This window comes from Sphingomonas sp. SP6 (assembly GCF_058313435.1).
In genome coordinates this window covers 503,552-515,856 of the sequence record NZ_JBZFLG010000002.1, presented here as the reverse complement: position 1 = coordinate 515,856, position 12,305 = coordinate 503,552, and the positions used below count along the sequence as shown (strand labels likewise).

The following is a 12,305-nucleotide window of genomic DNA, read 5'->3' as shown; positions in this document are numbered from 1 at the left end:
CTCAATTCTCCTTCGAGGGACTGACGAAGACGTGCTCGATCGCCAGCCCGAACAGCTCGGCGATGCGAAAGGCGAGGGGAAGCGAAGGGTCGTAGCGGCCGGTCTCGATCGCGTTGACGCTCTGGCGCGAGACGCCCAGCCGTTCCGCGAGATCGCTCTGGCTCCAGCCGCGGTCGGCGCGGAGATCGCGGAGATGGTTGGTCACGCGCGCGCCTCCAACAGGCGGTTGGCGAGCGCACCGACGCCCATCCCGGCGAACCACAGGACCGCGACGAAGTAGCTCTCGACATGGCCGACCAGTCCGAACGATTCGAGAAATCCCCAGACAGTGGCGATGGCGAGCGCGACTCCGCTGCCCCACAGCACCTGGCGCGTCATCAGCAGCCGCAGGTACTCGTCCCGCTCCTCGGCAAGATAGGCCCCGACGGCGACGAAGATGCCGACGATCGCCAGCGCGGGCACGAGCGCCGCGGCCCAGGCGAGCGGCCCGGCGACGAGGTGATGCTTGAAGGCGTAGGCGTCGCCGAGCAGCGATGCGCCATACAGCGCGGAACACCACAGAACGCGGGTGTTGTAGCGGCGTTGCGCGGGGGTGGACATGGGTGGCGACTCCTTCACGAGCGATGTGAAGGGTGCTTTACATGGAAAGGGAGCTTTACGTCAAGGGGCCTTTACGTGCCGCCGCTTCGCACCATCCCGAGTCGTTGCCAGAACGGGATCGCCGCCGCGAGATCGTCGCTCGGCACGATCGCGACCGCGCCGACGCCGGGAATCTCGTCCGCGCGCGCCATCAGATGATGTATTCGACCGTCGTCAGCTGGGTCTGAGCATCGCGGGCCGCGGTGCGCTTGCGGACCATCTTCGCGTGGAGAGCCGCGATCGTCGTGCTGCCGGTGGTCTTGAAGGCGAAGGGGAGGAAGCCGTGGATCACCGCGCCGAGCCCGCCCGCGATCATCTTCGCGCCGAAGCCGGTGGCGACGCCCATATGCTCGAAATAGGTCTCGCCGACCGAGGCCGGGTGGTCGAGGAACAAGCGGCGGAACATGGGTCGCGATCTCCCTTGTGACGAGTCGGGTTTACCCTCGTTCGCCGAGTTCCGCCACCATGTCCGCGGCGAGTTGCGACAGGGAATCGTCGCGAGCGCCCATCACGACGATGCGGTCGCCCCGGTTCGCGACCGCGACGAGATGCGCGGCGGCGGCGGCGCGATCGGGAATGTGCAGCGCGGGGGCGCCCTGGACCGCGAGGTCTCGGACGATGTCGGCGCTGCCGACCTCGCGCGCGACGGTGCCGCCCTGATAGACCGGATCGGGGAGGACGAGCAGGTCGTCGGGACGCAGCCGGGCGGCGAGCGCGGCGACCAGCTCCGCGCGCATCACCTTGAGCGGGCCGTAGCCGTGCGGCTGGAAAAGCAGCAGCAGCCGTCCCGGAAACTCGCGGAGCGTGTCGAGCGTCGCGGCGAGCTTGTCGGGATTGTGCGCGAAGTCGTCGATCACCGCGACCCCGCCCGCCTCGCCGACGAGGTCGAAGCGGCGGCGCAGACCGGTGAACGTGCCGACCGCTTGCGCCGCCTCGCCGACCGGAACGCCGGCCGCGACGCAGGCGGCGATGGCGGCGAGCGCGTTCATCACGTTGTGGCGACCGGGGACGCGCAGCGACACCGGCATCGCGAGGCCGCCGGATCGCAAGGTGAAGGCGACCGAGAACGGCTCCGGCGCGAGATCGGTCGCCTGGTGATCCGCGTCGACGTCGATCGCGTAGGTCGTCACCCGCGCGCGCGGAAGCGCCATCGCCAGCGTCGCCGCATCGGGATTGTCGGCGTTGACCACGGCATGCGCGGCCTTGGCCAGATAGGCGCCGAACAGCGCGTTCAGTTCGTCGAGCGACTTGTGATCCAGGCTGACCCCGGTCAGCACCGCGATCCCGGGCGTGTAGAGCGCGATCGAGCCGTCGCTCTCGTCGACCTCGCTGACATAAGGCGCGCCGGCGCCGACCAGCGCGCTGGCGAACGGGCGGTCGGGCGCGGCGAAGTCCTTCATCACCGCGCCGTTCATCACCGTCGGGTCGCGTCCGGTCGCGTGCAGGATGGTCGCGATCATGCCGGTGACGGTCGATTTGCCGCTGGTTCCCGCCACCCCGATCGGCAGCGCGCTGGCGTTGAACAGCCGGGCGTTGAGCTGCGCGCGGGTCAATCGCGGGCAGCCGAGCGCGTTGGCCCGAACGAGATCGGCCACGCTCTCCTCGACCGCGGCGGAGGCGACGACGGTCTGATCCGCCGAGACGATGCCGCTTCCGTCCTGCGGGTGGAGGCGGATGCCCGCGGCTTCGAGCGCGGCGAACTTCGCGGGGATGCGGCCCTGGTCGAGCCCGCGATCCGACCCTTCTACGCTCGCGCCCCGCGCCGCGAGGATGGTGGCGAGCGGCATCATCCCCGAGCCGCCGATCCCGACGAGGAAGAAGCGCTGGTCCGAGAGCGAGGCGTCGTGCATGTCGCGGCTATCGCGGCACGACGGGGCGGGAGCAACTCCCAACCCGTTTGCCCCGAGCGAGAAGGGTCGCTCTCCTCTCCGTTCGTCCCGAGCGAAGTCGAGGGACGGTGGTGATGCGCCCGGCGCGGTGTCTCGACTTCGCTCGACACGAACGGGTGGTGATGACAGATTTCTCGACGTCGCTCGACACGAACGGATCTGGGTTGGAGCAAGACTGGTGAAGATCGGCGTTCTCGCCCCCGCGAGCATCGGCAAGCGCGAGGCGGAGGCGCCCGCGCTCGCGTTCGCGGCGATCGCTTATCCCGAGGTCGAGCTGCGGATCCACCCGCAATGCTATGAGGAGGCGGGGCATTTCGCCGGCGACGATGCGCGGCGCGCGGCGGCGTTCCTCGAATATGCCAACGATCCGTCGATCGCGGCGATCTGGTTCATGCGCGGCGGCTACGGGTCGAACCGGATCCTCGGCCGGGTGATGCCGCAGCTGGGCGAGGCGGCGCGGGCGAAGGCGTACCTCGGCTATTCGGACATCGGCTTCCTGCTGGCCGCGCTCTACGCGCGGCGGATCGGTCGGCCGACGCACGGGCCGATGCTGGCGGACATCCGGCGCGACGGCGGCGACGCGACGATCGCACGGTCGCTCGGCTGGCTGGCGCGGGGCGAGCGGCAGGGGCTGGAGCCGGGGCTCGATGGTCGGCCCGCAGCGGCGTTCAACCTCGCGATCCTCGGCGCGCTGATCGGCACGCCGTGGCTGCCCGACCTCGCCGATCACGTGCTGATGATCGAGGAGGTGTCGGAGCCGATGTACAACGTCGATCGGCTGCTGTTCACGATGGCGAACGCGACGCAGCTGCGCGGCGTCGCCGGGGTGCGGCTGGGCGCGGTGACCGCGGTCCAGCCCAACGATCCGCCCTGGGGCGAGAGACTCGAGTTCATGATCGACCGCTGGTGCCGAGACATGGGGGTGCCGTACCTCGGCCGCGCGGAGATCGGGCATACGCAGGCGAACCGGGTGGTGCCGTTCGGGGTGGTTTAGCGATGGCTGTGCGCCGTCGTCCCCGCGAAGACGGGAATGACCGACCTCGCGGCGGGGTTGTCCAAGACGGAAGCCTTCTGGCAAACCGCGCGCCTCACATCCGGAGCATCCCCATGTCCACCCACGCCGCCCGCCTCGCCGCGCTCCGCGAGCAGCTCGCGCGCGATGCGCTCGACGGCTTCGTCGTGCCGCTGACCGACGAGCATATGAGCGAATATGTCGGCGCCTATGCGCAGCGGCTGGCGTGGCTGACGGGGTTCCAGGGCTCGGCCGGAACCGCGGTGGTGCTGCCGGCGGAAGCCGCGATCTTCACCGACGGGCGCTACACGATCCAGGTCCGCCAGCAGGTGTCGGCGGACGATTGGCAGTTCGTCGGCGTGCCCGAGACGAGCGTGGCGGCCTGGCTCGCCGACCATGCCGGCAAGGGCGCGCGGATCGGCTACGATCCGTGGCTCCACACCGCCGCCTGGGTCGAGGAGGCGGGCAAGGCGCTGGCGGGCGTCGGCGCGACGCTCGTTCCGGTCGCGACCAACCCGGTCGACGCGGTCTGGCCCGATCGCCCCGCGCCTTCCGACGCGACGCTCGCGGTGCATGACGAGACCAGCGCGGGGCGATCGAGCGCGGAGAAGCGCGCCGCGGTCGCCGACTGGCTGGCGGAGCACGGCGCGGACGCGGTGGTGCTCTCCGCGCTCGACGGGATCGCGTGGCTGCTCAATGTCCGCGGGGCCGACGTCGATCATACCCCGGTCGCGCTCGCTTATGCGATCGTCGACAAGGACGGGAGCGCCGACCTGTTCGTCGCGCCCGAGAAGGTGACGGACGAAGTGCGGCGTCATCTCGGCAACGCCGTGCGGCTCCACGACCGCACCGCCTTCGCGCCGGCGCTGGCGGGCTATGCGGGCAAGCGCGTCACGCTGGATCCCGGCTTCGCGGTGGCGGCGATCGGGCAGGCGCTGGAGAGGGCAGGGGCGAGCGTGCTGAGCCTGCGCGATCCGACGCTTCTGGCGAAGGCGACCAAGAATGCCGTGGAAATCGCCGGGCACCGCGCGGCGAGCGCCCGCGACGGTGCGGCGCTGACGCGATTCCTCAAGTGGGTGGCCGAGGAGGCGCCCAAGGGCGGGCAGACCGAACTCTCCGCCGCGGCGACGCTGCTCGACCTGCGGCGCGCGACCGGCGTGCTGGTCGATACCAGTTTCGACACGATCAGCGCGACCGGCGACCACGGCGCGCTGCCGCATTATCACGTCACGCAAGAGTCGAACGCGCCGATCCTCCCCGGGCACCTCTACCTGGTCGATTCGGGCGGGCAGTACGTCGACGGCACCACCGATGTGACCCGGGTGGTCCCGATCGGCGCCCCGACGGCGGAGATGCGCGATCGCTTCACCCGCGTCCTCAAGGGCCATATCGCGCTCGCCACCGCCGTGTTTCCGGCGGGGACCACCGGCGGACAGCTCGACACGCTTGCCCGCGCGCCGCTCTGGCAAGCGGGGCTGGATTTCGCGCACGGCACCGGCCACGGGGTCGGCAGCTATCTCTCGGTCCACGAGGGACCGGCGCGGATCGCCAAGCCGAGCTATCCCGGCGGCGGCCCGTCGGAGCCGTTGCTCCCCGGCATGATCCTTTCGAACGAGCCGGGCTACTACAAGGCGGGCGAGTACGGCATTCGGATCGAAAACCTCCTCCTGGTCGTCGAGCGCGCAATCAAGGGTGGGGATGAGCCGATGCTCGCGTTCGAAACGCTTACTTTCGTGCCGATCGACCGCGATCTCATCGATCCGGACCTATTGACTCGTGACGAGCTTTGGTGGCTCAATGCCTATCACCAGCAGGTGGCGGCGAAGATCGGCCCCCTGCTCGGAGAGGAGGACAGGGCATGGCTCATGCAAAGATGTGCGCCCGTTACGCGATGATCGCGGTCGGCGGGCTGACGTTCTTCACGGCAGCGACGGCGGTCGCCTGGCAGGCGGCCGGCGCGGCGGTTACTCTGGGGACGTACGCGGTCCGCTAGGCTCTTCCGACAGCGGATCGGTAGCGCGCGGCGTCGAGCGCGCCTGGGCCTTGCGCTTGCGCAGATTGTCGCGGAGCGCCGCTGCGAGCCGCTGGGCGCGATCGTCCTTTTCGGGCATGATCCGGCCTGTGCCCCCGCCCACGCGGGTTGACAAGCGCGCCCCCCTCGTCTCTTAGGCGCGCTCTCCCGACGCCGGCGGCTGCGGGACGTGCTGCCGTAGCTCAGTGGTAGAGCGCATCCTTGGTAAGGCTGAGGTCGTGAGTTCAATCCTCACCGGCAGCACCATTTTTCAATGACTTAGCCGAAATTCGATTTTTCCCCGCGGGGGTGGCCATCACCGAGCCATCACGCGGGCATTTTATCGCGTGCGGGTTCAGCGTCCCGCGGACCTCACGGGATCACACGAAGCTCGCCGTTGAGGGCGCGCCGAGCGCGCTGGCGCAGAGGTGGCTTGAAGATGCGGATCGCGTGGACGCGGCGGCCTGCCCGGGCCGGCGTCGTGCGTGTTGCGGTTGACTTCATTCTACGGCTTCGTCGGCAAGAGGCACCGAGCGGGGCGACCTCGACAGGGCCTTCCGCCTACTTGCGGTGCGCCGCGATGCTCCGCACCTCGAGCTTCAGCGCTGGCGAGGCCAGCGAGTCCACCCCGATGATGTTCCACGTCGGGTATGGTGCGATGAAGTGCTTCTGCTTGACCTGCATGACGGCTGGGAGCGTCTCGGGCAGGTCTACGTGGTAGCTGGTGACATCGACGAGGTCCGCCATCGAGAGGCCGGCGAGGCGCAGGATCTCGGCCGTCCTCTTGAAGATTAGGTCGGCCTGTTCCTCGATCGTGTCGGCGATAGATCCGTCCGCTCTCGCCCCGACCACGCCGGCGATGAAGAGCAATCCGCCCGCTGACACCGCCGGCGAGTAACCGTAGCGCGTGAAGGCGTTCACGCTCTTGCCGAAGATGGGATTGGAGCTCGGTACGTTCAGCACCTCCTTCCCCGAGGAGGGGAGCATTCGGCCCCGGTCCTGCCGCTTGCCATGCGCGCCTTGCGTGATCCCCAGTGCCGCAGCGAGAGTGAGGACCGCACGCCGCGGGATCGATCGTTCGGACTTCATGCTCTTCTCACGGATCGGCGGGGCGGTAACGAGGTCGCTCCCGGGTTCGTAGGACTAGATCTGTCCGGTCCCATGCGAGCGGACGTTGATCCCTCACTTTACGACATCCGATTCTTAGTCGTTCTCGTTTGCTGTCCGGACGGGCATACGGATGGCTGAAGATGTCTCTTCCCTCCAAACGAGACATCAGTGCGCAAGGGCCGTGTCCATGACAGTTACTGATCTTTCGCGGTGCAACGAGACGCGAGGCAGCCTTCAGCAGGCGGAGACTGAGACCGGCGACGTCCCGACGCTTCCCAGGGATGTCGCCTTGCTCGTCTTCCCGGGTTTCCAGATACAGGACCTCGGCGGGCCCCTGTCCGCATTCGAGTTCGCGAGCAGGTCGCCGGAAGGTCCACGCTACCGTCTCCATGTTCTGTCGGAGGGCGGAGGCCTCGTCAGGAGTTCATGCGGGCTGACCGTGGACACGGCGAACGCCGGTTCTCGACGTTTCGACACTGTGCTCGTCGTTGGGGGTGGCCTCACAGACCAGCCGATGGAACTGGCGCGGGACTGGAGCTCGATGGCGTCTCGCGTGGCAATTGGAGCCCGTCGGGTCGCGAGCGTCTGCACAGGCGCCTTCATATTGGCCGGTGCCGGTCTGCTGGATCGCAGGTCCGCGACGACTCACTGGAGGCACGCGGCCGAGTTGCAGAAGCTGTTCCCGCTCGTCAGGGTCGAGGCATCGAGGATCTACACCTGTGACGGGGCGATCTGGACTTCGGCCGGGGTGACGGCGGGCATCGACATGACCCTCGCCCTCATCGAGGACGACCTGGGGTCTGACGTGTCCCGGGCCACCGCCAAGTCCCTAGTCGTCTACCACCGCCGGCCTGGTGGACAGGATCAGTTTTCCGCACTGCTCGAGATGAGCCCGGAGACGGACAGGGTCCGCAAGGTCCTTGCCTATATGCGCGAGCATCTCTCCGAGACGCTGTCCGTCGAGACCCTTGCCGGCGTCGCATGCCTGAGCACGCGCCAGTTCGGGCGCACCTTCCTCGCAGAGACCGGGACGACCCCCGCGAAGGCGGTGGAGCGGCTGAGGGCCGAGGCGGCCAAGCTCAGAGTCGAGTCGTCGGTCGAGCCCGTCGAGATGATCGCCCGCACCGTCGGTTTCCCCGACCCTGAGCGCATGCGCCGCGCTTTCCTCCGCAACTTCGGCCACCCGCCACAGGCTTTGCGTCGGATGGCGGGGGTGGAGCGGAGAGCCCGGGATCGAGAGCGTTCCAAGGTCCACGGCTGACGCTAGGCGTCACATGACCAGCATCGGCGATGGTGAAGGTCGGGACGGTGACGCGGTGGCGATATGGCGAAGCGTAGGGACTATCAACGACGTCGGATGACCGTGTTCTTAGTGCGATGCGAAGCCAAGGGATCGGTAAGATCAGGCGTCCTACCACGTCCCTCAGTGGCTCATTGAAATGCACGGCCTAATTTGAGGGAAAAGTGTCCTACTTCTCATCATAGTATTCGGACACTGGCTTCAATTGAATGACCCGTGGGGCATGAGAGAACGCTTGGGCTACCATCATCACCACGCCGATCGACGAACCTTTTTAGGCGGCACCGCCGCAGTCGCGACCGCGATCGCCGCCGTGCCGCTGGATGCCGCACAGTCGACGCCAGCCGGGACGAAGACTCCTCCCGTCAATCGCGCGCCGCTGAACGCTCAACCATATTACCTGCTTCCTACCGGTGCGGTGCGACCGGCGGGTTGGCTGCGCCGCCAGTTGCAGATCCAGGCCGACGGCATGGGTGGACGCATCGATGAGACTTGGCCCGATCTAGGCCCCGACAGCGGATGGCTGGGCGGCAAAGGCGAAAGCTGGGAGCGCGGCCCCTATTTCCTCGACGGGCTGGTGCCGCTGGCGTGGATGCTCGATTCCGAGCCGCTCAAAGCCAAGGCGATGAAGTTCATCGATTGGACGCTCGACAACACCGCCCCCAATGGCATGATCGGCCCGCGCCGCAACGACGACTGGTGGCCGCGCATGGTGATGCTAAAGGTGCTCACCCAATATCACGAGCTGACCGACGATCCGCGCGTCATCCCGGTGATGACCAACTATTTCCACCACCAGCTGGCGGAGATGCCCAAGCGTCCGCTCCGCGATTGGGGTCGCTCGCGCTGGCAGGACGAAGTCGTCACGGTGATGTGGCTCTACAACCGCACTGGCGATGCCAGGCTGCTCCAGCTGGCCGATCTGCTGAAGAAGCAGGGCTTTGACTGGCAGGGGCTGTTCGGGCCGAACTATCCCTATCGCACCAAGACGAGCAGGACGTCGGTCGGTCTCGACAAGACCGGTGCGGAAGGCACCGCCAACGGCTTGGCCGATCACGCGCAAAGCCTGCACGGCGTCAACAATGCACAGGCGCTGAAGGCGTCACCGGTATGGGCGGTCGTCTCCGGCAAGGCCGAGGACCGCGCGGCGATCCACAACCATCTTGCGATACTCGATCGCTACCATGGCCTGCCGATCGGCATCTATTCGGCCGACGAGCATCTGGCGGGCCGCAGTCCAAGCCAGGGCGTCGAGCTGTGCGCGATCGTCGAAGCGATGTATTCGCTGGAGCTGGGTCTGGCGATCACCGGCGATGCCGCGCTGGGCGACCGGATCGAGCGCATCGCCTATAACGCGCTGCAGGCGACCTTCACCGACGACATGTGGGCACATCAGTACGACCAGCAGCCCAACCAGATCCGCTGCGCCGAAGAGAAGGGTCCGTGGACTACCAACGGACCGGATTCGAACCTGTTCGGCCTGGAGCCGAATTTCGGCTGCTGCACCGCCAACTTCCATCAGGGCTGGCCTAAGCTCGTCGCCAGCCTGTGGATGGCATCGGCCGATGGCGGATTGGCCAAGGCGATTTATGGTCCCTGCGAAGTGGCGACCGAGGTCGGCGGCGTGCCGGTGCGCCTGCGCGAGGAAACCGACTATCCGTTCCGGGAGCAGGTGACAGTGCGCGTCGATCCGGCGCGCGCGACCCGCTTTCCGATCGCGCTGCGCATCCCCGGCTGGGCGAAGTCGGCCAGCCTCAAGGTCAACGGCCAGCCGGTGGCCGCCGGCACACCGGGGCAGTTCGCGAAGATCGACCGCGAATGGCATCCCGGCGACCGTATCGATCTGACCTTCACCGCCGAAGCACGGCGGGTGACGACCGATCATGGCACCTTCGTCGAACAGGGGCCGTTGGTGTTCTCGATGCCGATCACCGAGAAATGGCACAAGCTGCGCCCCCGTGGCCTGACCGCCGACTGGGCTGTGCTGCCCGAGGCCGAGTGGCGCTTTGCGCTGGCCGATGGCGCGAAGATCGAGCGGGTCGAGCGCGCGGTGGGGCCGGTGCCCTTCTCCCGCCGCAGCCCGCCGGTGGTGCTCGTGACCGAAGGCTATCGCGTGAGTGCGACAACGTGGGGCGAACAGGACAACGCCGCCGCCCCGCCCCCTGCGACGGCGATGGCGGAGGGCAAGGCGGAACGGCTGGTGCTGATGCCCTACGCCGCGCCGAAGCTGCGGATCACGAACTTCCCGGTAGTGAAGAAGGCCTAGCCAATCTGGCATTCCTTCTTCATCCCGGGTTCGAGAAGGCGTCCCGCGGCTTCACTTGAACAGGAAGCGGGATCCGAACTCGAGGCCGGGATGCCGAGAGAAGGTCCAGGCTACCTCTTTGGCCAGCCTCCTCCTTTCGACAAGTTTTCGGGCGTGTCGAGCACCGTCATGCAGACGCCGCCGATCAGCGCTCGCCTGGAACGGATCGCGGCGGCGGCCCTGCCGAGCAAGTCCGGCCCCTCGACGACGCATAACCGAATGCGCCCACTTCGGTGAGCATCCCTGATCGACCGCATGGGGCGAAGGACCGCCGAGTTGGTCGTAGGTAAGTCTGCGTGCGCAGCTTTTCAGCTCACCTGCTGGATGGTCAAGGTAGGGACGGTGACGCGGTGGCGAGGCGGCGAAGCGCGGGCGAGCGGGCGCTGCGACCGCAGCGGACAATCCTTCTTCTCTCGGCGCGATGCTCATCCGCGGACGCCCGCGGGTGCACGCGTCGCGCCCATGACCCTTCGGCGGCTCATCCGGTGCTGACGGCCTAAATTGAGGGAACAGCGTCGTCAGCGTCGGAATGGGCTGACGATACATGGGCGCAGCGGCCCAGCGGCCGTGCCCCCAGACGAGGCAAGGAGAGAACCGATGGCTGATGAGCGCGACCCGAGTTCGCAGTTCGAGGATTCCACGCAGGTCCCAGCGATGGATCTTTCGCGCCGACAGGCCATGGTCGGCGGGATGGCCGTGGCGGCTGCGGCCTACGCGGCCGCGCTGCCGCTGGGCGCCATCGCCGCGGAGGTCGCGGCGCCGGAGGTCATCGAGGTCGTCTTCCTGCTCTATCCGCGCTTCACGCTGCAGGATTTCGCGGGTGCCAACGAGGTGTTTGCCCGTCTGCCGAACGTCAAGGTCCGTGTCGCCACGCCTGACGGGGGCGCCATCACGTCCGACACCGACATCACGTTGGCCGACACGCTCAAGCTCGCCGACGTCCGCAGCTGCCATATCCTGTGCGTCCCCGGTGGCTCCGATCACAAGCGCGTGATGATGGCCGACATCCAGGAAAGCCTGCGGAGGCTCGCCGCGCAGGCGAGGTACGTGACGTCGATCTGCAACGGATCGCTCGTCCTGGGCAACGCTGGCCTGCTCAAGGGAAAGCGGAGTGCCTGCTGGTGGGGTCAGCGCCCACTGTTGCGGCAATATGGAGCCATCCCGGATGCCGCACGCGTCGTCACCGACGGCAACTACATGAGCGGTGGTGGCGTCACAGCTGGGATCGACTTCGCGCTCACGCTCGGAGCTAAGTTGCGAGGGCCTATCGAGGCCCAGATGGTACAGCTCACGATGGAATATGCGCCCCAGCCACCCTTCCACAGCGGAAGCGTCGAGACGGCGCCACGCAATGTCATCGAGGCCTGGAAGAAGCGCTTTCCCGTCCAAGCGGCGACCGCCGGGATCTGAATCCCGCTGGCGACCGTCGGCTTCCGCCAAGCGGTGTGCATGCCCACTTACGTAAGGAATTTCTCTATGATCCGATTGACGCGGCTTGCCGCCGTGGTCGCCTTGGCCGCCGCTAGCTCGATGCTGGGTGCCTCCGGTCTGCTCGCCAATCCGACCGGAGCCAAGGCCGGCCCATCCTTCGCCGATCGTTGGGGGCGAGCGTTCAACAGCGGCGACGTCCCGGCAGTGGTCGCACTCTACACGGAAGACGCCGAGCTGCTCCCGAAAGGCACCGATGCCATAAGGGGGCACGCGGAGATCGGACGCTACTTCGAGAAGATGCTGGCGGAGCGTCGGGGGCATCGCATCACCTTCACGAACGTGGAAGTCTTTGGAGAAGGGCCTTCGATCAGTGAGCTCGCGGACGTCGAGGTCCGCAATGCAGGAGGCGTTCTCGTCTCGAAGAGTCGCCAAGTGCTCATCTTGGTCAAGAGAGACGGCGAATGGCGGATCCATCGGGACATGTGGACGCGCAACGAGATGCCCGGCCAGTAAGCCGGCCTTTGAGCTTGGCTCCCGCACCTCCCGGCCCTTGCCCGGTCGTGGAGGTGCGGCCGCCTGATCGATCGCTCCACCGTCGGAAAATCGGC

The 12,305-nt window shown here is 67.5% G+C and carries 12 protein-coding genes and 1 tRNA gene; 8 read left to right on the top strand and 5 right to left on the bottom strand.

Features of this window, described 5'->3' with window-relative positions:
• Position 1 precedes the first annotated feature (1 nt).
• From AC4GYY_RS08175 to AC4GYY_RS08160, 4 genes are all read right to left on the bottom strand, one after another.
• On the bottom strand, positions 2–205 hold the full coding sequence (locus tag AC4GYY_RS08175) for a helix-turn-helix transcriptional regulator (protein WP_491119775.1): 204 nt from the start codon (positions 203–205) through the stop codon (positions 2–4).
• Positions 202–600: a hypothetical protein gene (locus AC4GYY_RS08170; RefSeq protein ID WP_491119774.1), complete on the bottom strand. Its 399-nt coding sequence runs from the start codon at positions 598–600 to the stop codon at positions 202–204. The genes AC4GYY_RS08175 and AC4GYY_RS08170 overlap by 4 nt, the downstream gene beginning before the upstream one ends.
• Before the next feature lie 190 nt (positions 601–790).
• Entirely contained in the window at positions 791–1,045 is a 255-nt protein-coding gene (locus AC4GYY_RS08165) for a DUF6356 family protein (RefSeq protein WP_491119773.1), read from the bottom strand.
• A gap of 31 nt (positions 1,046–1,076) precedes the next feature.
• Positions 1,077–2,489, bottom strand: coding sequence for a glutamate ligase domain-containing protein (locus tag AC4GYY_RS08160; RefSeq protein WP_491119772.1), 1,413 nt, complete (start codon positions 2,487–2,489; stop codon positions 1,077–1,079).
• Positions 2,490–2,706: 217 nt separating this feature from the next.
• On the opposite strand from AC4GYY_RS08160, the gene AC4GYY_RS08155 reads away from it, so the two are divergent.
• The 4 genes from AC4GYY_RS08155 (at position 2,707) to AC4GYY_RS08140 (ending at position 5,818) form a co-directional block, all read left to right on the top strand.
• Complete coding sequence (locus tag AC4GYY_RS08155) at positions 2,707–3,522, top strand: LD-carboxypeptidase (protein ID WP_491119771.1); 816 nt, start codon at positions 2,707–2,709, stop codon at positions 3,520–3,522.
• Between the two features lie 113 nt (positions 3,523–3,635).
• A complete protein-coding gene (locus tag AC4GYY_RS08150; RefSeq protein ID WP_491119770.1) occupies positions 3,636–5,435 on the top strand; it encodes an aminopeptidase P family protein in 1,800 nt (599 codons plus the stop codon).
• Complete coding sequence (locus AC4GYY_RS08145; protein ID WP_491119769.1) at positions 5,399–5,533, top strand: hypothetical protein; 135 nt, start codon at positions 5,399–5,401, stop codon at positions 5,531–5,533. The genes AC4GYY_RS08150 and AC4GYY_RS08145 overlap by 37 nt, the downstream gene beginning before the upstream one ends.
• 210 nt (positions 5,534–5,743) lie before the next feature.
• Positions 5,744–5,818: transfer RNA gene (locus tag AC4GYY_RS08140), tRNA-Thr, on the top strand.
• Between the two features lie 294 nt (positions 5,819–6,112).
• On the opposite strand, the gene AC4GYY_RS08135 is transcribed toward AC4GYY_RS08140, so the two are convergent.
• Positions 6,113–6,640 (bottom strand): RidA family protein, encoded by a 528-nt coding sequence (locus AC4GYY_RS08135; protein ID WP_491119768.1) that lies wholly within the window; start codon positions 6,638–6,640, stop codon positions 6,113–6,115.
• Between the two features lie 208 nt (positions 6,641–6,848).
• Here AC4GYY_RS08135 and AC4GYY_RS08130 point away from each other — a divergent pair, with 208 nt between their 5' ends.
• The 4 genes from AC4GYY_RS08130 to AC4GYY_RS08115 all read left to right on the top strand — a co-directional run bounded on the left by AC4GYY_RS08130 (position 6,849) and on the right by AC4GYY_RS08115 (position 12,210).
• Positions 6,849–7,922: a GlxA family transcriptional regulator gene (locus tag AC4GYY_RS08130; protein WP_491119767.1), complete on the top strand. Its 1,074-nt coding sequence runs from the start codon at positions 6,849–6,851 to the stop codon at positions 7,920–7,922.
• 274 nt (positions 7,923–8,196) lie between these two features.
• A complete protein-coding gene (locus tag AC4GYY_RS08125) occupies positions 8,197–10,227 on the top strand; it encodes a beta-L-arabinofuranosidase domain-containing protein (RefSeq protein WP_491119766.1) in 2,031 nt (676 codons plus the stop codon).
• A gap of 636 nt (positions 10,228–10,863) precedes the next feature.
• A complete protein-coding gene (locus AC4GYY_RS08120; protein ID WP_491119765.1) occupies positions 10,864–11,676 on the top strand; it encodes a DJ-1/PfpI family protein in 813 nt (270 codons plus the stop codon).
• Positions 11,677–11,742: 66 nt separating this feature from the next.
• The gene (locus AC4GYY_RS08115; RefSeq protein WP_491119764.1) at positions 11,743–12,210 is read left to right on the top strand and encodes a YybH family protein; all 468 of its coding nucleotides are present in this window, start codon (positions 11,743–11,745) and stop codon (positions 12,208–12,210) included.
• Positions 12,211–12,305 lie beyond the last annotated feature (95 nt).